At 71.4% G+C, this 25,001-nt stretch carries 24 protein-coding genes and 1 tRNA gene; 13 read left to right on the top strand and 12 right to left on the bottom strand.

All coding sequences use genetic code 11. The annotated features are described in order from the left end of the window. Window positions 1-131: 131 nt before the first annotated feature. Both OG389_RS19725 and OG389_RS19720 read right to left on the bottom strand, forming a co-directional pair. The gene (locus tag OG389_RS19725; protein ID WP_443059314.1) at window positions 132-1,370 is read right to left on the bottom strand and encodes an HTTM domain-containing protein; all 1,239 of its coding nucleotides are present in this window, start codon (window positions 1,368-1,370) and stop codon (window positions 132-134) included. Beyond that, window positions 1,355-2,053: a DUF5819 family protein gene (locus OG389_RS19720; protein WP_328299779.1), complete on the bottom strand. Its 699-nt coding sequence runs from the start codon at window positions 2,051-2,053 to the stop codon at window positions 1,355-1,357. Before OG389_RS19720 ends, OG389_RS19725 begins: the two co-directional genes overlap by 16 nt. 145 nt (window positions 2,054-2,198) lie before the next feature. On the opposite strand from OG389_RS19720, the gene paaA reads away from it, so the two are divergent. The 6 genes from paaA (at window position 2,199) to OG389_RS19690 (ending at window position 7,182) form a co-directional block, all read left to right on the top strand. Next, a complete protein-coding gene (gene paaA / locus OG389_RS19715) occupies window positions 2,199-3,260 on the top strand; it encodes a 1,2-phenylacetyl-CoA epoxidase subunit PaaA (protein ID WP_328299778.1) in 1,062 nt (353 codons plus the stop codon). Next, entirely contained in the window at window positions 3,257-3,541 is a 285-nt protein-coding gene (paaB, locus tag OG389_RS19710) for a 1,2-phenylacetyl-CoA epoxidase subunit PaaB (protein ID WP_030292728.1), read from the top strand. The genes paaA and paaB overlap by 4 nt, the downstream gene beginning before the upstream one ends. Continuing rightward, window positions 3,538-4,287 (top strand): 1,2-phenylacetyl-CoA epoxidase subunit PaaC, encoded by a 750-nt coding sequence (gene paaC, locus OG389_RS19705; RefSeq protein WP_328299777.1) that lies wholly within the window; start codon window positions 3,538-3,540, stop codon window positions 4,285-4,287. Before paaB ends, paaC begins: the two co-directional genes overlap by 4 nt. Beyond that, window positions 4,281-4,781 (top strand): 1,2-phenylacetyl-CoA epoxidase subunit PaaD, encoded by a 501-nt coding sequence (gene paaD / locus OG389_RS19700; protein ID WP_328299776.1) that lies wholly within the window; start codon window positions 4,281-4,283, stop codon window positions 4,779-4,781. Before paaC ends, paaD begins: the two co-directional genes overlap by 7 nt. Further along, window positions 4,782-5,933, top strand: a complete 1,152-nt coding sequence (locus OG389_RS19695) for a 2Fe-2S iron-sulfur cluster-binding protein (protein ID WP_328299775.1) — start codon at window positions 4,782-4,784, stop codon at window positions 5,931-5,933. It abuts the gene before it with no gap. Window positions 5,934-6,039: 106 nt separating this feature from the next. Next, window positions 6,040-7,182, top strand: coding sequence for an acyl-CoA dehydrogenase family protein (locus OG389_RS19690; protein ID WP_328299774.1), 1,143 nt, complete (start codon window positions 6,040-6,042; stop codon window positions 7,180-7,182). Window positions 7,183-7,216: 34 nt separating this feature from the next. Here the strand turns inward: OG389_RS19690 and OG389_RS19685 are convergent, their stop codons facing one another. The 5 genes from OG389_RS19685 to OG389_RS19665 form a co-directional block, all read right to left on the bottom strand. Next, window positions 7,217-7,561, bottom strand: coding sequence for a rhodanese-like domain-containing protein (locus tag OG389_RS19685; RefSeq protein ID WP_328299773.1), 345 nt, complete (start codon window positions 7,559-7,561; stop codon window positions 7,217-7,219). A gap of 62 nt (window positions 7,562-7,623) precedes the next feature. Continuing rightward, entirely contained in the window at window positions 7,624-8,451 is an 828-nt protein-coding gene (locus OG389_RS19680; RefSeq protein WP_328299772.1) for a J domain-containing protein, read from the bottom strand. 96 nt (window positions 8,452-8,547) lie between these two features. Further along, a complete protein-coding gene (locus OG389_RS19675) occupies window positions 8,548-9,996 on the bottom strand; it encodes a DUF2252 domain-containing protein (protein ID WP_328299771.1) in 1,449 nt (482 codons plus the stop codon). Between the two features lie 41 nt (window positions 9,997-10,037). Further along, window positions 10,038-10,697, bottom strand: a complete 660-nt coding sequence (locus tag OG389_RS19670) for a response regulator transcription factor (protein ID WP_328299770.1) — start codon at window positions 10,695-10,697, stop codon at window positions 10,038-10,040. 11 nt (window positions 10,698-10,708) lie between these two features. After that, window positions 10,709-12,421, bottom strand: coding sequence for a sensor histidine kinase (locus tag OG389_RS19665; protein WP_328299769.1), 1,713 nt, complete (start codon window positions 12,419-12,421; stop codon window positions 10,709-10,711). 124 nt (window positions 12,422-12,545) lie between these two features. Here OG389_RS19665 and OG389_RS19660 point away from each other — a divergent pair, with 124 nt between their 5' ends. Continuing rightward, window positions 12,546-13,274, top strand: coding sequence for a 4'-phosphopantetheinyl transferase family protein (locus tag OG389_RS19660; RefSeq protein ID WP_328299768.1), 729 nt, complete (start codon window positions 12,546-12,548; stop codon window positions 13,272-13,274). Between the two features lie 564 nt (window positions 13,275-13,838). Here OG389_RS19660 and OG389_RS19655 read toward each other — a convergent pair. Then, window positions 13,839-13,921: transfer RNA gene (locus OG389_RS19655), tRNA-Leu, on the bottom strand. Window positions 13,922-14,213: 292 nt separating this feature from the next. On the opposite strand from OG389_RS19655, the gene OG389_RS19650 reads away from it, so the two are divergent. The 6 genes from OG389_RS19650 to pknB all read left to right on the top strand — a co-directional run bounded on the left by OG389_RS19650 (window position 14,214) and on the right by pknB (window position 22,361). Next, window positions 14,214-15,074, top strand: coding sequence for a DUF3662 and FHA domain-containing protein (locus OG389_RS19650; RefSeq protein WP_328299767.1), 861 nt, complete (start codon window positions 14,214-14,216; stop codon window positions 15,072-15,074). Window positions 15,075-15,084: 10 nt separating this feature from the next. Then, window positions 15,085-15,588 (top strand): FHA domain-containing protein FhaB/FipA, encoded by a 504-nt coding sequence (locus OG389_RS19645; RefSeq protein WP_328299766.1) that lies wholly within the window; start codon window positions 15,085-15,087, stop codon window positions 15,586-15,588. A 141-nt stretch (window positions 15,589-15,729) separates the two neighbouring features. Continuing rightward, on the top strand, window positions 15,730-17,208 hold the full coding sequence (locus tag OG389_RS19640) for a PP2C family protein-serine/threonine phosphatase (protein WP_328299765.1): 1,479 nt from the start codon (window positions 15,730-15,732) through the stop codon (window positions 17,206-17,208). Window positions 17,209-17,239: 31 nt separating this feature from the next. After that, window positions 17,240-18,664, top strand: a complete 1,425-nt coding sequence (locus tag OG389_RS19635) for an FtsW/RodA/SpoVE family cell cycle protein (RefSeq protein ID WP_328299764.1) — start codon at window positions 17,240-17,242, stop codon at window positions 18,662-18,664. Beyond that, window positions 18,661-20,127, top strand: a complete 1,467-nt coding sequence (locus OG389_RS19630; RefSeq protein WP_328299763.1) for a peptidoglycan D,D-transpeptidase FtsI family protein — start codon at window positions 18,661-18,663, stop codon at window positions 20,125-20,127. Before OG389_RS19635 ends, OG389_RS19630 begins: the two co-directional genes overlap by 4 nt. 215 nt (window positions 20,128-20,342) lie before the next feature. Beyond that, window positions 20,343-22,361 carry a Stk1 family PASTA domain-containing Ser/Thr kinase gene (pknB, locus tag OG389_RS19625; RefSeq protein ID WP_328299762.1) on the top strand — a complete coding sequence of 673 codons (2,019 nt, stop codon included), beginning with the start codon at window positions 20,343-20,345 and terminating at the stop codon, window positions 22,359-22,361. A gap of 248 nt (window positions 22,362-22,609) precedes the next feature. Here pknB and OG389_RS19620 read toward each other — a convergent pair whose 3' ends face one another. Genes OG389_RS19620 through OG389_RS19605 form a run of 4 tightly spaced genes read right to left on the bottom strand, consistent with a single transcriptional unit; the run spans window position 22,610 to window position 24,994 of the window. Beyond that, entirely contained in the window at window positions 22,610-23,332 is a 723-nt protein-coding gene (locus tag OG389_RS19620) for a class E sortase (RefSeq protein ID WP_328299761.1), read from the bottom strand. A gap of 11 nt (window positions 23,333-23,343) precedes the next feature. Then, entirely contained in the window at window positions 23,344-24,162 is an 819-nt protein-coding gene (locus tag OG389_RS19615) for a class E sortase (RefSeq protein ID WP_443059313.1), read from the bottom strand. Further along, window positions 24,159-24,797: an aminodeoxychorismate/anthranilate synthase component II gene (locus OG389_RS19610; RefSeq protein WP_328299760.1), complete on the bottom strand. Its 639-nt coding sequence runs from the start codon at window positions 24,795-24,797 to the stop codon at window positions 24,159-24,161. The genes OG389_RS19615 and OG389_RS19610 overlap by 4 nt, the downstream gene beginning before the upstream one ends. Continuing rightward, the gene (locus tag OG389_RS19605) at window positions 24,794-24,994 is read right to left on the bottom strand and encodes a hypothetical protein (RefSeq protein WP_266960486.1); all 201 of its coding nucleotides are present in this window, start codon (window positions 24,992-24,994) and stop codon (window positions 24,794-24,796) included. Before OG389_RS19605 ends, OG389_RS19610 begins: the two co-directional genes overlap by 4 nt. Window positions 24,995-25,001: the final 7 nt, after the last annotated feature.

The following is a 25,001-nucleotide window of genomic DNA, read 5'->3' as shown; positions in this document are numbered from 1 at the left end:
AGCCTACGGTCCCGGCCGAACGCAGCCCCGCCGGATCCGGCCCCGGCGGATCCGGCCCCGGCGGATCCGGCGGCGGAGCCCCGGGGAGCGGGCGAAGGGCCGGGAGAGGACAAGCCCCGCAGGGCCAGGGCTCAGCGCGGGACCGGGCTGGGGAGCGCAGGCTCCGGATCCGCCTGTGGCTCCGGCCCGGGATCCCGCTCCGGATCCGGAGCGACCCGCCGCCCACCACCCCGCAGCGCGGCGCCCCGCGCGCCGAGCCAGAGCAGGAAGGCCGTGGGCAGGAACACCGAGTCGGCGGCGATCATCGCCAGGGAGAAGAACGGCAGCCCCAGCAGGACGGCGATCCCCGCGTGCTCCAGCATCATCAGCGCCAGCAGCACGTTCTTGATCCGCCGGTTGAACAGCGTGAACGGGAAGGCCACCTGGACCGCGACCGTCCCGTACGACAGCAGCATGACCAGCGTTCCGCTGCTCGCGAGCAGGGCCGACAGCCCCGGCCACGGGCTGAAGTAGTCCAGGCCCAGCGGGTAGTACAGCGCCGTGCCGTCCTGCCACCGCGAGCCCTGGATCTTGTACCACCCGGCCGTGGCGTAGATCAGGCACACCTCCGCCACGATCACCAGCATCCCCGCGTTGTGCAGCAGGTTGGCCAGCACGTCGAGGACCGCCCGCCCCTCCCCCCCGGGCTCGTACCGGTCGACCGTCCACCACAGCGCGGCGACCACCCACAGCGCCCCGAAGACCATCAGCCAGCCGGTGCTGAACCGCCCGGTCGCGGCGCCGTACGCGAGCACGGCGCCGAGCACGCCCCACAACGCCGGGCCGGCCCGCCCGGCCGAGGCCGAGCCGAGGCGGCGGGCACGGCGGGCGTCCAGCGACCACACCCGCGCGCACCGGGTCAGCAGGAGGTAGATCGCCATCAGGTGGATGACGTTGTCCCCGCCGTCGCCCATGAAGACGCTGCGGTTCTGCAGCGACAGCACCCCGACCATGAACACCACCGAGGTGGCCCGGGTACGCCAGCCCAGCACCATCAGGGCGGCCGACAGCACGGCCACGGCGTAGACGGTCTCGAACCAGAGCGCCGAGTCCGACCACATCAGCACCGTGAAGGCATGGTTCGAGTCGATCAGCCGCCGCGCCAGCTCCCAGCTCCACGGCCCGTCCGGCCCGTACAGCTCGTGGCGGTGCGGGAACTCCCGCAGCAGGAAGAACAGCCAGGTGCCGGCGAAGCCGATGCGGACCACGGCGCTCTGGTACGGGCCCAGCGCCTGCCCGCTGACCTTGGCCAGTGCCCGGCCCGCGGAGGCCCGGGCGGCAGTGGCCCCGGCGCCAGAGGTCCGGCGCTCCCGCCTCACACCGTCCACCACGGCAGCTCCCGGTAGTACGTCTGGCTGTCGACCTTCTCGTCGGACCACGCGGGTGCGGGGACCTCCGTCGTCCCCGCGCGCAGCTGGATCCGCACGATCCGTCCCTCGGCGAGGTGCGCGCCCTTGCCCACGGCCGTGTCGGCGTCCGTCCTCGGATCCAGCCGGTCCAGCGCGATGCGGCGCAGGTACTCCTCGGCCAGTTCGCCGCGCTCGCCCGTCGACTTGTTGTTCTCGTCGTGGGAGCCGGTGAAGAAGTCCCAGGCCCGGCGGAGCTCGTTCTGCTCGGTGTGGCTCGGCAGCAGGCTGTGGCGGATGGCCGCGCCGTCCTCGGCGGAGAGTCCGCGCCAGTTTCCGGTCACCAGCTGCCCGTCGTTCGTGCGCACCTCCACGCGCACCTCCACGGCGATGTTCTGCTGGAGCGGGTTGGGTGCGAACAGTTTCCAGTTCTGCTCCAACTCGGGGTAGACCCAGCCGTCGATCATCCGCGCGTTCCGCTTGCTCACCGTGTTGGACGGGGCCACGTGCAGGAACACGAGGGCCAGGTGCCAGCAGGCGGCCACCGCCACGGCGCCCAGGGCGAGGGCTGTGACGACCCGGTAGGGGGTGGACAGACCGGCGATTCCGGGCGCTCTCGGCGGGGCCGGAGCCGCTCCTTCGAGGGGCTCGCGTTCGTTCGAATTCATCCCGCCCCGATCATCCGGTGTCCACAGGGTTGACCACAGAGGTTGACACCCTACGGGCCGTCGTCCCACCATTGAAGAGTGTGAACCGAACGATCGGTCGGTCGGGCGGGACGAGACGGGAAAAGACCTCTGACAGGGGGCCGTGATGGTGGCAGTGACCCCGGCAGTGACCTCGGGGGCGGGGCGGGAAGCCGGGCAGGGAGCCGGGATCGGCGTGACCGCCGACCTCGGCACGCAGCTCGCGGCGGCCTTCGACGCGGCCGTGGCGGCCGACGAGCGGGTGGAACCGCGCGACTGGATGCCCGACGAGTACCGCGCCTCCCTGGTCCGCCAGATGGCCCAGCACGCCCATTCCGAGATCATCGGCATGCAGCCCGAGGCGAACTGGATCACCCGCGCGCCCTCACTGCGCCGCAAGGCGATCCTGATGGCCAAGGTCCAGGACGAGGCCGGCCACGGCCTGTACCTGTACAGCGCCGCCGAGACCCTCGGCACCAGCCGGGACGCGCTCCTCGACAAGCTCCACGCCGGGAAGCAGAAGTATTCCTCGATCTTCAACTACCCCACGCTGACCTGGGCCGACGTCGGCGCGATCGGCTGGCTCGTGGACGGCGCGGCGATCACCAACCAGGTCCCGATCTGCCGCTGCTCCTACGGGCCGTACGCGCGGGCCATGGTCCGGATCTGCAAGGAGGAGTCCTTCCACCAGCGCCAGGGGTACGAGCTGCTTCTGGCCCTCTCGCAGGGCACCGAGGCCCAGCACGCCATGGCACAGGACGCCGTGAACCGGTGGTGGTGGCCCTCGCTCATGATGTTCGGCCCGCCGGACGGGGAGTCCGCGCACTCGGCGCAGTCGATGGTCTGGCGGATCAAGCGCCACTCCAACGACGAGCTGCGCCAGCGCTTCGTGGACATCGCCGTCCCGCAGGCCGAGTCACTGGGGCTGACCCTTCCCGACCCGGACCTGAAGTGGAACGAGGAGCGCGGGCACCACGACTTCGGCGCCATCGACTGGACCGAGTTCTGGGAGGTGCTGAAGGGCAACGGCCCGTGCAACGAGGAGCGGATCGGCCAGCGCCGCGCGGCGCACGAGGAAGGCGCCTGGGTCCGCGACGCGGCCGCGGCGTACGCGCAGAAGCAGGCGGCAGGCACATCGGCGGCCGCCGCAGCAGCATCAGTGACAACGGGAAGCGAGGCGCGGGTATGACGCAGAACTGGCCCCTGTGGGAGGTGTTCGTCCGCTCGCGGCGCGGCCTCTCACACACGCACGCGGGCAGCCTGCACGCCCCCGACGCGGAGATGGCCCTGCGCAACGCCCGCGATCTCTACACCCGGCGCGGCGAAGGCATCTCGATCTGGGTGGTGCCCTCCACGGAGATCACCGCCTCCTCCCCGGACGAGCGGGACCCCTTTTTCGCCCCGTCCGCCGACAAGCCTTACCGGCACCCCACCTTCTACGAGATCCCCGAGGGGGTGCACCACCTGTGACCAGCACCGAAGCAGGTCCGGCCGTCGCGGCGGCGCTGGCCCTCGGCGACGACGCCCTGATCCTTTCGCACCGCCTCGGCGAGTGGGCGGGCCACGCACCCGTCCTGGAGGAGGAAGTCGCCCTCGCCAACATCGCCCTCGACCTGCTCGGCCAGGCGCGCATCCTGCTGTCGATGGCCGGCGACGAGGACGAGCTGGCCTACCTCCGTGAGGAGCGGTCCTTCCGCAACCTCCAACTGGTCGAGCAGCCCAACGGCGACTTCGCCCACACCATCGCGCGCCAGCTCTACTTCTCGCTCTACCAGCACGAGCTCTACGGTGAGCTCGCACGCGGGGCGGGCCCGTTCGGGCCGCTCGCCGCCAAGGCGGTCAAGGAGACGGCCTACCACCGCGACCACGCCGAGCAGTGGACGCTGCGGCTCGGCGACGGTACCGAGGAGAGCCGGACCCGGATGCGGACCGCGCTCGACGCGCTGTGGAAGTACACCGGGGAGATGTTCCAGCCGGTGGACGGACTCGACGGGGCCGACGGGACCGCCGGCATCGACTGGGCCGCCCTGGAAGGCCGTTGGCTGACCGCGCTGGGCGAGGTACTGGAGCGGGCCGGGCTGGAGCTTCCCCAGGGGCCGCGCACGGGCGCCTGGGCGGCCGGAGCCGGCCGGCAGGGACTGCACACCGAATCGTTCGGCCGCCTGCTGGCGGAGATGCAGCACCTGCACCGCAGCCATCCGGGGGCATCGTGGTGACGGCGGGCGAGACCCGGCTCGAGGTGGAACTGGCAGCGCTGGCCGGCTCCGTTCCCGACCCCGAGCTGCCCGTGCTCACCCTCGCCGAGCTCGGCGTGATGCGCGGGGTGCGGATGCACGAGGACGGCCACGTGGAGGTCCTCCTGACCCCCACCTACACCGGCTGCCCGGCCATCGAGGCCATGTCCGCCGACATCGAGCGGATCCTGACCGACCACGGCATGGCCGACGTCAGGGTGCGGACCGTCCTGGCCCCCGCCTGGTCCACCGACGACATCAGTGCCGAAGGCCGCCGCAAGCTGGCCGAGTTCGGCATCGCCCCGCCCCGGCCGCACGCCGCCGGCGGACCGGTCCCGCTCACCCTGTCGGTCCGCTGCCCCCACTGCGGATCGACCGACACCGAGTTGCTCAGCCGGTTCTCCTCCACCGCGTGCAAGGCGCTGCGCCGCTGCACCGCCTGCCTCGAACCGTTCGACCACTTCAAGGAGCTGTAGATGGCCGTGTCACCGCCGCCGCCCACACCTGGGTCCGCGAGCCCGGCGCGAGCCGCGCGCCACGGCGCGTTCCACACCTTGACGGTGGCGGCGGTCGACCGGCTCACCGAGGACTCCGTGGCCCTGACCCTGGACGTCCCGCCGGAGTTGCGCGCCGAGTACCGGCACTCCCCCGGCCAGCACCTCACCCTGCGCCGCTGCGCCCCGGACGGCTCGGCCCGGTCCGAGGTCCGGCGCACGTACTCGATCTGTTCCCCCGCCCCGGCCGCCGGCGGGCCGGGCCCCTCGGCGCTGCGGGTCGGGGTGCGGCTGGTGGAGGGCGGGGAGTTCTCCTCGTTCGCCCACAAGGAGATCACCGCCGGGGACGTCCTGGACGTGATGGTCCCGGCCGGCCGGTTCGTCCTGGACCCCGCGGCGGCTCCACCCGCCGCGCACTACGCCGCGATCGTCGGCGGCAGCGGCATCACCCCGGTGCTCTCGATCGCCGCCACCCTGCTGGCGGCCCGCCCCGATGCCCGGTTCTGCCTGGTGCGCAGCGACCGCAGCGCGGCCTCGACGATGTTCCTGGAGGAGGTCGCCGACCTCAAGGACCGCTATCCCGACCGGTTCCAGCTGGTCACCGTCCTGTCCCGGGAGGAACAGGAGGCGGGCCTGCCCTCGGGCCGGCTCGACGAGGAGCGGATGACGGAACTGCTGCCCGCGCTGCTGCCGGTCACGGAAGTGACGGGTTGGTTCCTGTGCGGGCCGTACGGGCTGGTGGCGGGCGCGGAGCGGGCACTGGGCGCGCTCGGTGTGGCGCGGACCCGGGTCCACGAGGAGATCTTCCACGTCGCGGACACCGCGGCTCCGGCCCCGGCGGGTTCGGCCGCCGCCACCCACGGCCGGGTCACGGCGCGGCTCGACGGCCGCTCGGGCACCTGGCCGGTGCGCGAGGGGGAGTCGCTGCTCGACGCGGTGCTCCGGGCCCGCGCGGACGCCCCGTACGCCTGCAAGGGCGGGGTGTGCGGCACCTGCCGGGCGTTCGTGGTGTCGGGCGAGGTGCGGATGGACCGCAACTTCGCGCTGGAGGAGAGCGAGACGCAGGCGGGGTTCGTGCTGGCCTGCCAGTCGCACCCCGTGTCGGAGGACGTGGAGATCGACTTCGACCGCTGAGCGGCCGCCCGCGCCGCCCCCCTGTCCAATTTCAGGAACGTGTTCTATCTTGACGCACCGTCAGGCGTCAGACAGAGCACGTTCCGGGCACGCGGGAGGACAGGCAGTGGACTTCACCTTCACCGAGGAGCAGCAGGCAGCCGTCGAGGCGGCCAAGGCCGTCTTCGCGGGCGTGGCCCCCGATGGCGTGCCCAGCCCCGCGCTCACCCCCAGGGCCGTGGCCGAGGAGTTCGACCGCGTGCTGTGGGCCAAGCTCGCCGACTCCGACCTGCTGAGCCTGGTCCTCGCCGAGGAGCACGGCGGGGCCGGACTCGACGCCATCGCCCTGTGCCTGGTGCTGCGCGAGGCGGCGAAGGTCCTGGCCCGGGTCCCGCTGCTGGAGCACTGCGCCACCGCCATGGCCGTCCAGGCCCACGGCAGTCCCGAGCTGGCGGCCGCCTTGCTGCCCGGCGCCGGGGACGGCGGCATCGTGCTCACCGTCGCCGCGCACGGCCGCAGCGGCCACGACCCGGCCGAACTGGCCGTCATCGCCCGACAGGACGGCGACACATGGATCCTGGAGGGCCTCCAGACGGCCGTCGCATGGGCCCACAACGCCGACTGGATCGCCGTCCCAGCCCACACCGGGGAGGGCGAGGCGGTCCTCGCACTCGTCCCCCGCCTCACCGAGGGCCTCACCCTCGCCGAGCAGTACTCCACCAGCGGTGAGCGCCTCGCCGAGATCACCCTCGACGGCGTACGGGTCCCGGCCGCGCACCTCGTCGACGCCCCCGGCGCATGGGACCACCTGCGCCAGCTGCTCTCCACCGGGACCTGCGCGCTCGCGCTCGGCCTCGGCGAGAACGTGCTCGCCATGACCAGTCAGTACACCAGCAAGCGCGAGCAGTTCGGCTTCCCCGTGGCCAGCTTCCAGGCCGTCGCCGTCCAGGCCGCCGACCGCTACATCGACCTGCGCGCCATGGAGGTCACCCTCTGGCAGGCCGCCTGGCGGCTCGACGCCTCCACCGGCGGAGCGGGCGGACCGCTGCCGAGCGCCGGTGATGTGGCCGTGGCCAAGATCTGGGCCTCCGAGGGCGTACGCCGCGTCGTGCAGACCGCACAGCACCTGCACGGCGGCTTCGGCGCCGACACCGACTACCCGCTGCACCGCTACCACGCCTGGGCCAAGCAGCTGGAGCTCCAGCTCGGCCCGGCCGCCGTGCACGAGGAGGCGCTGGGCGACCTGCTGGCCGCCCACCCCCTCGCCTGAACCGGGGCGAGCCGCCAGCCCGCGCGACCGCTCGTCAGACGACGAAGCCCGGGGCTCCCGCGTCGGTGACCACCGGGCGGCCCGCCGCCTCCCAGTGCTGCATGCCGCCGTCCACGTTCACGGCGTCGATGTCCTGCCCCCGCAGGTACTGCGCCACCTGCGCGGAGCGTCCGCCGACCCGGCACATCACGTAGACCGGGCGGTCGTCCTCGATCTTCTCGGTCAGCTCACCGATGCGCGCCACGAACTCGCTCATCGGGATGTGCAGCGCACCCTCGGCATGGCCGGCCGCCCATTCGTCGTTCTCGCGAACGTCGAGGACAAAGGCTTCGGCGGGCAGGGCGGAGGCGGCCACCGAGGGAAGCGGTCCGGAGTTCATAGCTGTCGCCTTCTCTCGTCACGGATATGGTGAGCCAACCTATCCGACCGGGCCTGGACGGATCACGGAGTGATCAGTGCCGCCAGCTCCGCCTCGCGCTTCGCGACATCGGCGAGCAGCTGTTCCGCGATCTCCTCCAGCAGCCGGTCCGGGTCCTCGGGGGCCATCCGCAGCATCGAGCCGATCGCGCTGTCCTCCAGCTCCCGGGCCACCAGCGACAACAGCTCCTTGCGCCGCGAGAGCCACTCCAGCCGCTCGTACAGCTCCTCGCTCTCGCTCAGCCGCACGGCGGCCGGCGCCGGACCGTCCGCCCACTCCTGCGCCAGCTCGCGCAGCAGCTGCTCCTCGCCCCGCCCGTAGGCCGCGTTGACCCGCACGATGAAGGCGTCACGCCGCTCGCGCTCGGCCTCGTCCTGGGCGAGGTCCGGATGCGCCTGGCGGACCAGCTCGCGATAGAGGCGGCGTACCTCCTCCGTCGGCCGCACCCGCTCCGGCGGCCGCACCGCGCGGTCCGTGAGCATCGCGGACGCGTCGTCGGACATCCCGTCCGAGTCGAGCCAGTCGTGGAACAGCTCGTCCACCCCGGGCATCGGCATCACCAGCAAGCGGGCCTCGCGCGCACGGCGCAGGTCCTCCGCATCCCCGGTGCTCGCCGCCTTCGCCTCCGCGATCAGGGCGTCCAGCTCGTCGAGTCGTGAGTACATGGGGCCGAGCTTCTGGTGATGGAGGCGGGAGAAGTTCTCCACCTCCACACGGAAGGTCTCCACCGCGATCTCGAACTCGATCAGCGCCTGCTCGGCGGCCCGTACGGCACGCTCCAGGCGCGCCTCGGGCCGCTCGTCGGCAGTGGGGCCGGGCTCGGACGCTTCGGGAACTGTCTGCTCGCTCACCCGGCCAGCCTACGGCCCTGCCGGTCGGGTGTTTCACGTGAAACATCCACCGGTTTCCGACCGGCACGTTTCACGTGAAACATCGACCCTTCGGGGTCAGACCCCGGACTCGGCCGCGATCCGCCCGGACCGCACGGCCGCCACCAGGACGGCGTGGTCGGCCTCGCTCCGGTCGGCGTAGGCCACGGCGAAGCCCGCCATCGCCTCGTCCAGCTCCTCGTTCTTGCCGCAGTACCCGGCCAGCAGCCGGGGATCCGCGCTGTGCGCGTGCGCCCGCGCCAGCAGCGCCCCGGTCATCCGCCCGTAGTCGTCGAGCTGCTCGACGGTGAGGGCCGCCGGGTCCACGCTGCCCTTGCGGTTGCGGAACTGGCGGACCTGGAAGGGGCGTCCCTCCACCGTGGTCCAGCCCAGCAGGATGTCGGAGACCACCTGCATCCGCTTCTGCCCGGCCACCACCCGGCGGCCCTCGTGCTCCTCCGGCTCGGAGACGAACCCGAGCCCCGGCAGGTGCGGCAGCAGGACCGAGGGCCGGGCCTCCTTCACCTGGAGCACCAGCGCCTCGCCCCGGTGGTCCAGCAGCAGCACCACGTACGAGCGGGTACCGACACTGCCCGTCCCCACCACCCGGAAGGCCACGTCATGGATCGCGTACCGGGCCAGCAGCGGCAGCCGGTCGCCCTGCAGGGTCTGCAGGTACGGGCCCAGCGCGGCCGCCACGGCCGCCGCCTCCCCGTCCCCGACCCGGCGCAGTACCGGCAGCGCGTCCACGAAGGCCCGGCCCCCGTCGGGCGTGACCTCGGTGGACTTGGCGGCGAACCGGGCGGAGGTGTTGTTGCGGGCCTTCTCCGAGACCCGTTCCAGGGTGCCCAGCAGGTCCCGGGCGTCGGTGTGCGAGACCAGTTCCTCGTCCGCGATGGCGTTCCACGCGTCGAGGGCCGGCAGCTTGGCCAGCAGGCGCATCGTGCGGCGGTAGGCGCCGGCCGCGTCGAGTGCGGCCGCCCGGCAGGTGTCCTCGTCCGCGCCGACCACCCGGCCGGCCAGCACCAGCGAGGTGGTCAGCCGCTTGAGGTCCCACTCCCACGGCCCGAAGACGGTCTCGTCGAAGTCGTTGAGGTCGATGACGAGCCGGCCGCGCGCGTCCCCGTACAGGCCGAAGTTGGCCGCGTGGGCGTCCCCGCAGATCTGTGCGCCGACCCCGGTCACCGGGCCGCCGGAGAGGTCGTGCGCCATCAGCCCGGCCGCCCCGCGCAGGAACGCGAAGGGATTGGCGGCCATCCGGCCGACCCGTATCGGCGTCAGCTCGGCGACCCGGCCGACGTTGGACTCCTCCACCGCCCGTACCGCGTCCGGACGGTCGGCCGGGGCCTCGAAGCGGGCGTGAGCCGAACGCGGCACCCGGGTACGCAGTGCCTTGCCGGCCTCCCTGGGCGAACCGGCGTCCCGCGTCGCCTGGGCCGTGGCGAACCGGTGCACGAACCCCTCGACCACCGGGATCCGTCCTTTCGACTCCGGTTCCACCACGTGCTGCTCCGGTACCGCCGTCATGCGCCCCGCCCCCTGATCGCCAATGTTCGGCCCGACCGTATCTAGAGCCCGGCGTCCCTGGCCAGCAGGGCCGCCTGCACCCGGTTCTCACACCCCAGTTTCGCCAGGATCCGGCTCACGTACGTCTTCACCGTCGCCTCGCTCATGTGCAGCCTCCGCCCGGCGTCCGCGTTCGACAGCCCCTCCCCCAGCAGTGCGAGCACCCCTCGCTCGCGCTCGCTCAGATCGGCCACCCGGCGCCGGGCCTCCTCGCCGCGGCCCGCCGAGCGCCCGGACGCCAGTTGGTCCACCACGTGCCGGGTCGCCGCGGGAGAGAGGTACGCGTCCCCCGCCGCTGCCGCCCGTACCGCACCGATCAGTTCGCCGGGTGCCGAGTCCTTCAGCAGGAACCCCGCGCCGCCCCCACTCAGCGCACGCAGGACGTTCTCCTTCTCCCCGAAGGTGGTCAGGATCAGCACCCGCACCTCGGGCACCGCCCGCCCGAGCTCGGCCAGCGCCGTCAGTCCGTCCATGACCGGCATCTGGATGTCCAGCAGCACCACGTCCGGTCCGTGCGCGCGGGCCAGCTCCACCGCCTCCCGGCCGTTCGCCGCCTCCGCGACGACCTCGATGTCCGCCGCCGAGGTCAGGATCATCCTGATCCCGGCCCGGATCAGCGGCTCGTCGTCGGCGATGACGACGCGGATCACCTTGGCTGTCACGCGTGCTCCCACTAGTTGGCCTGGTACGCCTGCTTCTCGACGAGCTTGCCGCCCTTGAAGCAGAACCGGAAAACGCTGTCGCTGCCCAGGTCGGAATCATCGTCCGCCAGCAGGGCCACACACGTCGCGCCGGGCGGCCGCTGCGGACCCTTCCGGTCGAGTCCCTCGGTCAGGATGCTGTCCCCGCTGGGCAGCCGCGAACGCACCGTGCTCTCCGGCTCGCCGACCTGGATGCCGTCGTAGTCGTCCTTGCTGATCGTCGCGTCACTCACCGAGCCCACGAGCAGCGCCACCGCGGCGCCGATCACGATCAGCAGCACCACCAGAGCCGCGACCGCGATCCCGCAGCCCAGCACCACGCCCCCGGACCGGGTGTTGCCGCTCAGCAGTTTCCGGTCGATCACGGCCCAGTCCACCGGCACCTGGCCGCCGCTCAGCATCCGGGCCTGCAACTGCTGCCCGAAGTCGTCGGCGAACTCGCCCGCCCCGCCCTCGCCCGCCCCGGCCCCGGCCTCCTCCGCCCCGGCCGGCTCGGTCCCGTACGGGAGCACCCCGGCCACCCGGAAACCGCCGCCCTCGGTGGCTCCCGCGTAGACCATGCCGCCGACCAGCCGGGCCCGTTCGCGCAGCCCCGTCAGCCCCTGACCACCGGACACCACCTCGCCGGCGCCCGGTCCGGCCGCCGGACCGTTGGCGATCTCCACCACCAGCGAGTCGTCCTCATACCGCAGTTCCACCGTGATCGGCGCGCCCGGAGCGTGCTTGTAGGCGTTGGTCAGCGCCTCCTGGGCGATCCGGTACGCCGCGTGGTCGCACGCCGCGACCAGCGTCCTGGGCCGCCCCGCCGTCGTCAGCCGGACGTCGGTCCCCGCGCTCCGCGCCGCCTCCACGATCCCGGTGATGCCCGCCACCCCGCGTGCGGCGCGCTGCGCCTCCTCCACCGGCTGCGGCGCCTCCACCCCGTCCCGCAGGATGCCGACCACCTCGCGCAGTTCGTGCATGGCCGCGACCGAGGCCTGCCGCAGTACGCCCACCGCCTCGCGCTGCCGGTCGGTCAGCACCGGATCGACCTCCAGCGCACCGGTGTGCACCGAGATCAGGGCGAGCTGGTGGCCGAGGCTGTCGTGCATGTCCTGGGCGATGCGCTGGCGTTCGCGCAGCCTGGCCTGCCCCGCGACCATCGCCCGCTCGCGCAGCAGCTGGCCGTTGCGCTCCTGGAGAGCGCGCAGCAGCGTATTGCGCTGGGACCAGTAGCGGCTGGCCAGACCGGGCATGACCACCGTGACCAGGAACATCAGCGTGCCGAAGACGACGATCAGCACGGGGCGGCCCTGCGACCACTCCTTGACCACGCTGAGGACCAGCGCGGCGACGAAGGCCGCCGAGAAGGCTCCGAGCGCCCGCCCGACTCCGACGATGCGCCGCCCCGCCGACCAGCCGAGCGGGATCGCCACGAGGAAGGCCCCCGGCAGGTACACGCCCACGGCCGAGCCCACCACCAGAGTGAGGACCGGCAGCCGGCGCCGCAGCAGCGTCAGCACCACCACGGCCACGAAGCTCGCCAGCATCCGCGCGGCCGAGCCGTGGTCGAGCTCCTCGATCCCCAGCCCGAGCAACCCCAGCACGAAGGCCAGCGCCAGATCCCCCACCAGCATCCGCCCGGTCCAGGGCTCGGGCCCCTTCAGCCAGTCCCAACCCGCACGCGCCTTCGCCGTCGCATCCACGCGCCCGACCCTAGACACCGCGGCGCTCCCCGGTCCGCCCTCTTTAGTCGCGCCCCGCGAAACGAAAGTCTCCCGGCGCGGCACCCCGCGCCGCGGGGGGAGCGGGCCCGCCTACTCTCATCGGGTGAGCACCTACGTGAACCAGCTCGGCGGCGACGCACCGCGCACCGGCGCTCTGCCGGTGGGAACGGGCGCGGCGGTGTGGGCCCTGGACACCACCTCCGACGTGGTCGGCGGGCACGCGACCGCCGGGGCGGCGCCCATGCTCGATGCCGAGGAGCGGGACCGGGCCGGGCGGCTGCTGCGCGAGGAGGACCGGCGGCGCTACCTGGCTTCGCACGTGGGGCTTCGGGTGCTGCTCGGCGGGTACCTCGGGCTGGACCCGGCGGAGGTGGTGCTGGTCCGCGAGACCTGCCCGTGCTGTGGTGGCCCGCACGGCCGGCCCGCCGTGGCCGGGGGCGCACTGCACTTCTCCCTCTCGCACAGCGGCGACCTGGCCTACCTCGCCTTCGCGCGGGTGCCGGTCGGGGTCGACGTGGAGGCGACTCCCGGCGCATCCGCGGTGGCCGACGTCATCGGCAGCCTGCATCCGGCGGAGACCGCGGAGCTGACCGCTCTCCCGGCGGAGGACCGGCGGGTGGCGATGGGCCGGGTGTGGTCCCGCAAGGAGGCCTACCTCAAGGGAACCGGTACCGGCCTGGCACTCGGCCTGGCGGAACCCTACGTAAGCTCCGCGCCCACCCCGGCGACCGTGCCCGGCTGGACCCTGACCGACCTCCCCGCCCCTCCCGGCTACGCGGCCGCCCTCGCCCTGCCCACCGCGGCACCGGCAGCGACACCGACACCGCTCTGACGCCTCCCGGCCTCAACTGCCCTGCGCGGCAAGGACGTCATGACGCGTGGACGCGGTCCTGACGGGAGCGTCGACCTCGCCGAACACCGGCGCGTGCGGCGAGGTCCGCACGAGCGCCCGGAGCGTGCCCGGACGTCCCCGGTGTCCGATCCGACCGCTGCACCCAGCCGTGGCCGTACCGGCCGGCAGGGCAATGTGATCATGACCACGCGTACCCGACCGCCGTCCGCGCGGACGCGGTGCCCGCCTTCGGTCGGCGGCTGATCCGCCCCGCCGCCGACCCGGCGGCCGCCCCGGGGCCGCCCTGGGGCCGCCCTGGGACTGCCGGCCAACCGGTCCGTACCGCCCAACGTCCTCACCGACGGGCGACCGCAGCGGCGCATGCTCCGGAAAGCGGTCGTCGACGGGACGCCCACCCGCAAGGCCCCCGTCGTCCCCGTTCGGGGGGACGGGCCGGGCGGCATCGGGACAACGACATCGCCCCGGGGCAAAGCAAAACGGTCGTCATCGTGATCACGATGACGACCGTTTCGTCGTTTCAAAGAACACCATCGGTGTTCCAAGTGCGCGAGGGGGGATTTGAACCCCCACGTCCCGAAGGACACTGGCACCTGAAGCCAGCGCGTCTGCCGTTCCGCCACTCGCGCAAGTAGCTACCAGTGGTTCTCCCCTTGCGGGCCGTTCCCCTGGCGACATCGGAACATTAGCACGTCGGAGGGGGTGGATTCACATCGCTTTTCGTGCTCCCCCGGCCCCTCCCGACGCCGGCCCCTCCCGCACTCGGCTCCAGGTGCGGGACACTGTCCTGGGGGCGCCCCTACGATCGCTTGTGAGGACCAACACTCCTGCGCACGTGACTGATGGGGAACCACCCGAATCCGCCACGCGTGGATACGATCAGTAAGCAGTACAGGGCGACAACGACGGAGGAGGTGCCCCATGGGAGTTCTGAAGCGGTTCGAGCAGCGACTCGAAGGTCTGGTGAACGGCACCTTCGCCAAGGTGTTCAAGTCCGAGGTCCAGCCGGTGGAGATCGCCGGCGCCCTCCAGCGTGAGTGCGACAACAACGCCACCATCTGGAACCGCGAGCGGACCGTCGTCCCCAACGACTTCATCGTGGAGCTGAGCACGGGCGACTACGAGCGCCTGAGCCCCTACTCGGGCCAGCTCGGCGACGAGCTCGCGGGCCTCGTCCGCGACTACGCCAAGCAGCAGCGCTACAGCTTCATGGGGCCCATCAAGGTCCAGCTGGAGAAGGCCGACGACCTGGACACCGGTCTCTACCGGGTCCGCAGTCGCACGCTCGCCTCCAGCACCTCCCAGTCCCCGGGCCAGCAGGCTCCGGGACAGGGGCCGGGCCAGGGACAGGGCCACCAGGCCTCCCCGGGCCAGCCCGGCGGGTACGGCTACCCCCCGGTCTCCGCGCCGCCCATGCCCGCCGGACCGCCCCCGGGCGGACCCGGCGCGCGCCGGCCGGGTCCCGGCGGACCGGCACCCCACGCTTCTCCCGGCGGCGCCGTCCGGCGCCACTGGATCGAGATCAACGGTACCCGTCACCAGATCTCGCGCCCTACGCTCGTACTCGGCCGAAGCACCGAAGCCGACGTGCGGATCGACGACCCCGGCGTATCGCGCCGGCACTGTGAGATCCGGACCGGAACGCCCTCGACGATCCAGGATCTCGGGTCCACCAACGGCATCGTGGTGGACGGGCAGCACACCACCCGCGCTACGCTCCGCGACGGTTCGCGGATCGTCGTGGGCAGCACCACCATCATTTACCGGCAAGCCGAAGGGTGAAGCGGGGGCAATGTCAGAGCTGACCCTGACGGTCATGCGGTTGGGTTTCCTGGCCGTTCTGTGGCTGTTCGTCATCGTGGCCGTCCAGGTCATCCGCAGCGATCTCTTCGGTACGAGAGTCACGCAGCGCGGTTCCCGACGCGGCGGGGGCGCCACCGGCGCCCCGCAGCAGCAGGGCCGGCAGACCGCGGCCCCACCGCAGCAGCGCCAGCGCCGCGGTGCGCCCACCAAACTCGTCGTGTCCGAGGGCACCCTCACGGGAACCACGGTGGCCCTCGCAGGCCAGACGATCACCCTGGGCCGGGCCCACGACTCCACGATCGTGCTGGACGACGACTACGCCTCCAGCAGGCATGCCAGGATCTACCCCGACCGTGACGGCCAGTGGATCGTCGAGGATCTCGGGTCCACCAACGGCACGTATCTCGACCGGACCCGGCTGACCACCCCGACGCCCATTCCGCCGGGCGCACCGATCCGCATCGGCAAGACCGTCATCGAGCTGCGGAAGTAGTACGAGAATGAGCGAGCGGAGCGAGCGAGCCGCAGCGGTCCGTCCCACCGGGGACACGGATCCGAGCGCGCTCCCGACCGGAGGGTGGGCAGTGTGGCTCGAGACCGGTTGTACCCCGAGGCGTCGACAGGGCAGGTGCGCATGAGTCTGTCCCTGCGGTTCGCCGCCGGATCGCACAAGGGCATGATCCGCGAGGGCAACGAGGACTCCGGCTACGCCGGTCCGCGTCTCCTCGCGATCGCCGACGGCATGGGTGGCCAGGCCGCCGGTGAAGTCGCCAGCTCCGAGGTGATCTCCACGCTCGTGCAGCTCGACGACGACGTCCCGGGCTCGGACATCCTCACCGCGCTCAGCACCGCCGTGCAGCGCGCCAACGACCAGCTGCGCGTCATGGTCGAGGAGGATCCCCAGCTCGAAGGCATGGGCACCACGCTCACCGCCCTGCTCTGGACGGGCCAGCGCCTCGGCCTGGTCCACGTCGGCGACTCCCGCGCCTACCTGCTCCGCGACGGCGTCCTCACGCAGATCACCCAGGACCACACCTGGGTGCAGCGCCTCGTCGACGAGGGCCGGATCACCGAAGAGGAAGCCACCACCCACCCACAGCGCTCCCTGCTGATGAGAGCCCTCGGCAGCGGCGACATCGTCGAGCCCGACCTCTCCATCCGAGAGGTCCGGGTCGGCGACCGCTACCTCATCTGCTCCGACGGGCTCTCCGGCGTCGTCTCCCACCAGACCCTGGAAGAGACCCTCGCCGACTACCACGGCCCCCGCGAGACCGTGGCCTCACTCATCCAGCTCGCGCTGCGCGGCGGCGGCCCCGACAACATCACCTGCATCGTGGCCGACGTCCTGGACACCGACAGCGGCGACACCCTGGCCGCGCAGGTCAACGACACCCCGGTCGTCGTCGGCGCGGTCGCCGAGAACCAGCACCACCAGCTCTTCGACGGCGGCAACGCCATGCAGACGCCGGCCGGCCGCGCCTCCGGGCTCGGCCGCCAGGCCCCCCCGCCCGCCGGCGCCTTCGGCCCCCCCGGCAGCGGCGAGGCCCCCGGCTACGGCGGTTACGGCGCCCAGGGACAGGGCGGCGGAGCCGACGGCGGCTACGGCGGGTTCGGCGAGCCCGACCCGTACGACCGCGACCCGGGCTACGAGGACACGTACGACCACCCGCGCAGGCGTCGCGGCAAAGGACGCAAGTGGACCACCCGCACGCTCACGCTGCTCGTGGTCCTCGGCGTCATCGGCGGCGGCCTGTACGCGGGCTACCGCTGGACCCAGACGCAGTTCTACGTCGGCGCCAAGGGCGAGCACGTCGCACTCTTCCGCGGGATCAGCCAGAAGCTCGGGCCGCTGTCGCTCTCCAAGGTGGAGACCGACCGCCCCGACATCGAACTGAAGTACCTGCCGCCCTTCAAGCGCAAGCTCGTCCAGGACACCATCAGCGAGAGCAGCCTCGACGGTGCCCGCCTGAAGGTCGACGAGCTGGGCACCCAGGCCTCCGCGTGCAAGAAGGACGAGGAGCGGCGCGCCGCCGAGGCGCAGAACAACCAAACACCGGGCCCGGTCCTGACTGCCGCCGAGCAGCAGGTCGTCGGCTCGTGCGAGAAGCAGTAGACATACGCGGGCACAGGGGGCCTGCCACACCATGAGCGTTGTCACCAATACGACCACCATCGGCGCCATCGAGCTGCCGAGCCGGCGGAACACCGAGCTACTGCTGCTCGCGTTCGCCGTGGTCATCCCGATCTTCGCCTACGCCAACGCGGGCCTGTCGATCCACGGGAAGCTGCCCCCGGGCATGCTCACCTACGGGCTCGGCCTCGGCGTCCTCGCGGGCATCGCCCACCTCGTCGTACGGCGCTACGCCAAGTACGCCGATCCCCTGCTGCTGCCGATCGCCACGCTGCTCAACGGGCTCGGCCTCGTCCTGATCTGGCGTCTGGACCAGTCGGAGAGGCTGCAGAACCTCGCGAAGCGCTCCTTCGGCGCCTTCTCCGAGTCCGCGCCCCGGCAGATGATGTACACGGGCCTCGCCATCGCCCTGTTCGCGGGCGTACTGCTGGTCCTCAAGGACCACCGGGTGCTCCAGCGGTTCACGTACATCTCGATGGCCGCCTCGCTGGTCCTCCTGATCCTCCCCGTGATCCCGGGCCTGGGAGCCGACGTCTTCGGCGCCAAGATCTGGATCAGCGTCGGTGGCTTCTCGATCCAGCCCGGCGAGTTCGCGAAGATCGTCATCGCCGTCTTCTTCGCCGGCTACCTGATGGTCAAGCGCGACGCCCTGGCCCTGGCCAGCCGCCGCTTCATGGGCCTCTACCTGCCGCGCGGCCGCGACCTCGGCCCGATCCTGATGATCTGGGCGATGAGCCTGCTGGTGCTGGTCTTCGAGAACGACCTCGGCACCTCGCTGCTCTTCTTCGGCATGTTCGTGATCATGCTGTACGTGGCCACCGAGCGCACCAGCTGGATCGTGATCGGCCTGCTCATGAGCGTGGGCGGCGCCACCGTGGTCGGCGCCACCGCCAGCCACGTGAAGGCCCGTGTCACCGCCTGGCTCGACCCCTTCGCCTGCTACACCAAGTCCGGCGCCTGCGAACAGGTCGGCCAGTCGATCATGAGCTTCGGCTCCGGCGGGGTCCTCGGCACCGGCTGGGGCCAGGGCAACTCCGACCTCATCGGATTCGCCGCCAACTCCGACTTCATCTTCGCCACCGTCGGCGAGGAGCTCGGGCTCGCCGGGGTCATGGCCTTCCTCCTGCTCTACGGCCTGATCATCGAGCGGGGCGTGCGCACCGCCCTCGCCGCCCGCGACCCCTTCGGCAAGCTCTTCGCCATCGGCCTCTCCGGCGCCTTCGCACTCCAGATCTTCGTCGTCGCCGGCGGAGTCATGGGCCTCATCCCCCTCACCGGCATGACCATGCCCTTCCTCGCGTCGGGCGGTTCCTCCGTCCTCGCGAACTGGATCCTCATCGCCATCCTCATCCGGATCAGCGACACCGCACGCCGCCCTGCCCCGGCCCCGGCACCGTCCCCCGACTCCGAGATGACCCAGGTGGTCCGCCCGTCATGAACAAGCCCCTGCGCCGCATCTCGATCTTCTGCGGGCTGCTCGTCCTGGCACTGCTCGTGCGGACCAACTGGCTCCAGTACGTCAAGGCCGAGGACCTGAGCACCCGCAAGGAGAACCGCCGGGTCCAGATCGCCCAGTACGCCACCGAACGCGGCAACATCATCGTCGAGGGCAAGCCGATCACCGGCTCCGCCGTCACCGACGGCAGCGACTACAAGTACAAGCGGACCTACCTCGACGGCCCGCTCTGGTCCCCGGTGACGGGCTACGCCTCGCAGGCCTTCGGCTCCACCCAGCTGGAGTCCCTCGAGGACCAGATCCTGACCGGCAACGACGACCGGCTCTTCTTCGACCGCACCATCGGCATGTTCACCGGCGAGAAGAAGCAGGGCGGCAACGTCGTCACGACGCTCAACGCCGCCGCCCAGAAGGCCGCCTTCGACAAGCTCGGCGAGAAGAAGGGCGCGGTCGCGGCGATCGACCCGCGCACCGGCGCGATCCTCGCCCTGGTCAGCACCCCCTCCTACGACCCCTCCGTCTTCGCCGGCAACTCCAAGAACGACGAGAAGGCCTGGGTCGAGCTCAAGGACAGCGAGGACAAGAAGCTGGTCAACCGCGCCCTGCGCGAGACCTACCCGCCCGGCTCCACCTTCAAGGTCGTCACCGCCGCCGCGGCCTTGGAGAACGGCATCGTCACGGACATCAACGCGCCGACCGACACCCCCGAGCCGTACATCCTGCCGGGCACCCAGACCCCGATGGAGAACCACGCCAGCGGCTGCGAGAAGGCCAGCCTCAACGAGGCCCTGCGCGTCTCCTGCAACTCCGTGTTCGCCAACATGGGCAACAAGGTGGGCCGGGACAACATGGTGAAGACCGCCGAGAAGTTCGGCTTCAACAACGACAAGATCGACACCCCGGTCCGCGCCTTCGCCAGCGTCTACGACAAGACCATGAGCAAGGACGGCAACGCCCTCAGCTCCATCGGCCAGTTCAACACCGCGGCCACCCCGCTGCAGATGGCCATGGTCACCGCCGCCATCGCCAACGACGGCAAGCTGATGAAGCCGTACATGGTCGACCAGCTGACCTCGCCCAACGTCGACCTCATCGAGAAGCACGAACCCCAGGAAATGGGCCGGCCGGTCTCCGCCGAGAACGCGAAGAAGATCCAGGAGATGATGGTCAACGTCGTCGAGAAGGGCACCGGCACCACCGCCCGGATCAAGAACACCGTCGTCGGAGGAAAGACCGGTACCGCCCAGCACGGCGAGGGCAACAAGAAGCGCCCGTACGCCTGGTTCATCTCCTACGCCGAGAACCCCGACGGCAGCTCGCCCGTCGCCGTCGCCGTCGTCATCGAGGACAGCAGCGCGGACCGCGAGGACATCAGCGGTGCCGGCCTCGCCGCCCCCGTGGCCAAGGCCGTGATGGAAGCCGTCCTGAAGAGCAACAAGGGGTGACGGACGGGGCCGCGCACCACGCGAGAGCCGCAAGGGACGCAGGAGCGTGATCCGGATCACTTTTCCCGTCCGGATCGGAGCGTACGGTACCGGTCCGGTATCAGCCTGTGGTCACGAACCGATCACCGACGATCGGCCGGTAGCCTTTGCGCGAACAGCACACCGCCGGACCACACACGGGTGCGGTCGGGACTGACGGAGAGGGCTGCAACGTTATGGAAGAGCCGCGTCGCCTCGGCGGCCGGTACGAGCTGAGCCACGTGCTCGGCCGCGGTGGCATGGCCGAGGTCTACCTCGCCCACGACACCCGGCTCGGCCGTACCGTCGCCGTCAAGACCCTGCGTGCCGATCTCGCCCGCGACCCGTCCTTCCAGGCCCGGTTCCGCCGCGAGGCCCAGTCGGCCGCATCGCTCAACCACCCGGCGATCGTCGCGGTGTACGACACCGGCGAGGACTACGTCGACAACATCTCCATCCCGTACATCGTGATGGAGTACGTCGACGGCTCGACCCTGCGCGAGCTCCTGCACTCCGGCCGCAAGCTGCTGCCCGAGCGCACCCTGGAGATGTGCATCGGCATCCTCCAGGCGCTGGAGTACTCGCACCGCGCCGGCATCGTGCACCGTGACATCAAGCCCGCCAACGTCATGCTGACCCGCTCGGGCCAGGTCAAGGTCATGGACTTCGGCATCGCCCGCGCCATGGGCGACTCCGGCATGACCATGACGCAGACCGCCGCCGTCATCGGCACCGCCCAGTACCTCTCCCCCGAGCAGGCCAAGGGCGAGCAGGTCGACGCGCGCTCCGACCTCTACTCGGCCGGCTGCCTGCTCTACGAGCTCCTCAGCGTCCGGCCGCCCTTCATCGGCGACTCCCCGGTCGCCGTCGCGTACCAGCACGTACGGGAAGAGCCCCAGCCCCCGTCGAACTTCGACCCCGAGATCACGCCCGAGATGGACGCGATCGTGCTGAAGGCACTGGTCAAGGACCCCGACTACCGCTACCAGTCCGCCGACGAGATGCGCGCCGACATCGAGGCCTGCCTCGACGGCCAGCCCGTCGCCGCCACCGCCTCCATGGGCGCGGCCGGCTACGGCTACCCGGACCAGGGGCACGGCTACGGACACCAGGGCTACGACCAGCCCACCACCGCCCTGCGCACCACCGACCCGAACCAGACCTCCATGCTCCCCCCGATGCCCCCGGGCGACGGCGGGTACGGGTACGGGGACCAGGGCGGCTACGACCAGGGCGGCCACGGCCGGCGCCCTCAGAAGAAGAGCAGGACCTCCACGATCCTGCTGGTGACCGCCGGCGTCCTCGTACTGGTCGGCGCGATCCTCATCGGGCGCGCGCTCTTCCCCGGCAACGGTGTGGACAACCGGCCCGCGGTGCCCAAGCTCGTCGGCGAAACCTTCGAGCAGGCCCAGAAGAACGCCGACAACGTCGGGCTCACCGTCCAGAAGGACGGCGAGATGCCCTGCGACGCCGCGCCCAAGGGCAGCGTCTGCGAGCAGAGCCCGGCCGAGGGCACCAAGGTCGACAAGAAGTCCGCCGTCAAGGTGAAGATCTCCACCGGCGCGCCCAAGGTCGCTGTTCCCAACGTCGTCAACCTGGCGGTCGCCGACGCGGAGAAGGCGCTCCAGGACAAGGGCTTCCAGGTCGAGAAGAAGAGCGTCGAGTCCGAGCGGGCGCCCGGCACCGTCATCGACCAGAACCCGAAGAGCGGCGAGGCCGAGAAGGGCTCGACCGTCTCCCTCCAGGTGGCCAAGGAAGTCTCCAAGGCGACCGTCCCGGACCTGTCGGGCAAGAGCCGGGAGGACGCCGTCAAGGCGCTCCAGGCCGTCAAGCTGAAGCTCGGCAGCACCACGGAGGTGGACGCGCCCCCGGGCACGGCCCCCAAGACGGTGATCAGCCAGGACCCGTCCCCCAACAGCTCGGTGGACGTCGGCACGACGGTCAACATCACCGTCGCCAAGGCGGTCCAGCAGGTCCAGGTCCCGAACCTGTTCGGCAAGACCATCAACCAGGCCAGGGCCGAGCTCGCCTCCAGGGGCCTGATCTTCGGTTCCGTCCTGTCGGGCCCGTCGGAGGGCAGGTCGAAGATCCTCACCACGGACCCCGCGGTCGGCAGCCCGGTGGCCCCCAACACGGTCATCAACGTGACCACGGTCGAAGGCGGCCAGGGCGGCAACGGCGGCAACGGCGGCTTGTTCGGAGGCCTGGGCGGCTGACCGCCGACCAGCGGCACTTCCAGCACGAATGGGTCCGGCCCCTCTCGACGAGAGGGGCCGGACCCATTCCGTCCACAGGGTCGCGGCGGACGGATCCACCCGGGCCGATGCGGCCCTCTACGTGGCCACCTGCGCCTTCACCCGGGACTCCCCGGCCATCACCGCCCAGGGAGACGTCACGGCCGTCCACAGGGGCCTCCTGGAGGCCTGGAGCAGCGGGGTCCGACTCCCCAGGGGCTCCGTTGCTCCTAGCGGAGCTCCGCGGGCGGGGTGCGCCTGTCGTCGACCTTCTCCGTGCGGACCAGCTCGCCCCACACGATGTAGCGGTACTTCGAGGTGTACACGGGCGTGCAGGTCGTCAGCGTGATGTACCGCCCCGGCGCCGTCCGGCCCGATTCCTTGGGGACCTGGCTGATCGCGTCCACGTTGTACTTCGACGTCTGGCTCAGCTCGGCGAAGACCTTGTACACGTACCAGGTGTCGCGGGTCTCGAAGACGACCGCGTCACCGTTCTTCAGCTTGTCGATGTTGTGGAACTTGGCCCCGTGCCCGTCCCGGTGCGCCGCCAGCGTGAAATTGCCCGCCGGGTCCCACGGCAGCGCCGACTTCACCGGCTCCGTGTAGTACCCGGCGACGCCGTCGTTCAGGACGTCCGATCCGGTGCCCGGCTTGACCAGCACCTCGCCGTTCTTCATCGCCGGCACGTGCAGGAAGCCGATACCGCCCTGGGTGTCCAGCACCCCCGGCTGGGCGGACCCCGCCGGAGCGGGCGCCTGCGCCGGGTTGCTCCACTGCTGGCGCACCGCGTCGCCGCGCGCGGAGGCGTCCCGGTCCGCGAGGACGTTCGTCCACCACAGCGAGTACGCCACGAACAGGCCGAGCACCAGACCCACCGTGATCAGGAGCTCGCCCAGCAGGCTCAGGAGCCCCGCGAGGACACTGCGGTGCGGGGGCGGTGCGGCACGTGACACTGCGGGATCCTCTACGGGCTGGTCAGCTCGGGCGGAGCGCCCTGGCTGCGGGGTCGTTCACCGGTCATCCTGCCCCATACGATCATCCGGTAGGTGCTGGTGAACTCGGGCGTGCACGTGGTCAAGGTGATGTAGCGGCCCGGGGAGGTGAAGCCCGATCCGACCGGCACCGGTTTGATGACCGACACGTTCGACGGCGGGGTCTGCGCCAGCTGCGAGGTCATCTCGTACGTGTAGTACGCGTCCCGGGTCTCGACCACGATCTTGTCCCCCGGCACCAGCCGGTTGATGTAGCGGAACGGTTCGCCGTGCGTGTTCCGGTGGCCCGCCAGCGCGAAGTTGCCCTGCGGGTCGGCCGGCATCGCCGTCCTGAACGGCTCCTCGCCGTAGTGGCCGACCAGCCCCCTGTCGAGGACCTTCGCCTTGTTCGTCCCCTCCGCGACCGGCACCTTCACGTCCAGCTTCGGGATGTACAGGATCGCGAAGCCCTGACCCGGCTCGAACGCCGCCACGGGCGGGACGGTCGCCCCGCCCGGATTGCGGTCCCAGTTCTGGAGCAGCGAGCCGGCGGTGTCATCGGCCGTCCGGCCCGCCAGGAAGTTCGTGTACCAGAGCTGGTAGCCCACGAAGAGCAGCATCACCAGGCCCAGCGTGATGAACAGCTCCCCGGCGACGCGGCTGACGACCACGACCGGCCCGCCCGAGGCAGGGCGCCTGCGCCGCCGGCCCCGGCCCCCGCCCCGCGCACGCGTGCGCTTCGCGGCCTCCTGCGCTGCCCTTCGTCGCGCGGCCCTGCCCTCCGTGGGCGCGGACGGCGCGAGCACGGTCACGCGACTGCCTTGCCCACCACCGGGGCCAGCCCCACCGAACGCGCCACCGCACCCGCGTCGCCGCAGCGCACCAGCCAGTTCGCGAGCATCCGGTGGCCCCACTCGGTCAGCACCGACTCGGGGTGGAACTGCACGCCCTCGACGTCGTGCTCGCGGTGGCGCAGGCCCATGATGATCCCGTCCTCGGTCCGCGCCGTGACCTCCAGGACGTCCGGGAGGGTCGGCGGCTCGGCCGCGAGGGAGTGGTACCGGGTCGCCGTGAAGGGCGAGGGCAGTCCCTCGAAGACGCCGAGGCCCTCGTGGACCACGGGCGAGGTCTTGCCGTGCAGCAGTTCGGGAGCCCGGCCGACGACGCCTCCGTAGGCGACGGCCATCGACTGCATGCCGAGGCAGACGCCGAAGACCGGTACGCCGGTGTCCGCGCAGTGGCGGACCATGTCGACGCAGACGCCGGCCTCTTCCGGTGTCCCCGGGCCGGGGGACAGCAGGACGCCGTCGAAGCCGTCCTGGGCGTGGGCGAGCTCGACCTCGTCGTTGCGCAGCACCTCGCACTCGGCGCCGAGCTGGTAGAGGTACTGGACCAGGTTGAAGACAAAGCTGTCGTAATTGTCGACAACCAGAATGCGCGCGCTCACGGAGTGGCTCCCGATCCCTCGTCCACCGTCACATCGTTGAACGGAAGCAGCGGCTCGGCCCACGGGAAGACGTACTGGAACAGCACGAACACCACCGCGAGCACCAGCACGAGGGAGATCGCCACGCGTACCCACGCGTTTCCCGGCAGATGCCGCCAGATCCAGCCGTACATGCCGCCTGTGTCCTTTTCGTCCACGATCGTT

The organism is Streptomyces sp. NBC_00435, from assembly GCF_036014235.1.
Classification (GTDB): Bacteria; Actinomycetota; Actinomycetes; order Streptomycetales; family Streptomycetaceae; genus Streptomyces.
This window is presented reverse-complemented; position numbering and strand designations above follow the sequence as displayed.

Excerpts from the sequence above, each read along its gene's own strand:
- OG389_RS19720 (WP_328299779.1), bottom strand. The coding sequence starts at position 2,053 with ATGAATTCGAACGAACGCGAGCCCCTCGAAGGAGCGGCTCCGGCCCCG.
- paaA (WP_328299778.1), top strand. The coding sequence starts at position 2,199 with ATGGTGGCAGTGACCCCGGCAGTGACCTCGGGGGCGGGGCGGGAAGCC.
- paaB (WP_030292728.1), top strand. The coding sequence starts at position 3,257 with ATGACGCAGAACTGGCCCCTGTGGGAGGTGTTCGTCCGCTCGCGGCGC.
- OG389_RS19695 (WP_328299775.1), top strand. The coding sequence starts at position 4,782 with ATGGCCGTGTCACCGCCGCCGCCCACACCTGGGTCCGCGAGCCCGGCG.
- OG389_RS19685 (WP_328299773.1), bottom strand. The coding sequence starts at position 7,561 with ATGAACTCCGGACCGCTTCCCTCGGTGGCCGCCTCCGCCCTGCCCGCC.
- OG389_RS19675 (WP_328299771.1), bottom strand. The coding sequence starts at position 9,996 with ATGACGGCGGTACCGGAGCAGCACGTGGTGGAACCGGAGTCGAAAGGA.
- OG389_RS19650 (WP_328299767.1), top strand. The coding sequence starts at position 14,214 with ATGGGAGTTCTGAAGCGGTTCGAGCAGCGACTCGAAGGTCTGGTGAAC.
- OG389_RS19645 (WP_328299766.1), top strand. The coding sequence starts at position 15,085 with ATGTCAGAGCTGACCCTGACGGTCATGCGGTTGGGTTTCCTGGCCGTT.
- OG389_RS19640 (WP_328299765.1), top strand. The coding sequence starts at position 15,730 with ATGAGTCTGTCCCTGCGGTTCGCCGCCGGATCGCACAAGGGCATGATC.
- OG389_RS19635 (WP_328299764.1), top strand. The coding sequence starts at position 17,240 with ATGAGCGTTGTCACCAATACGACCACCATCGGCGCCATCGAGCTGCCG.
- OG389_RS19630 (WP_328299763.1), top strand. The coding sequence starts at position 18,661 with ATGAACAAGCCCCTGCGCCGCATCTCGATCTTCTGCGGGCTGCTCGTC.
- pknB (WP_328299762.1), top strand. The coding sequence starts at position 20,343 with ATGGAAGAGCCGCGTCGCCTCGGCGGCCGGTACGAGCTGAGCCACGTG.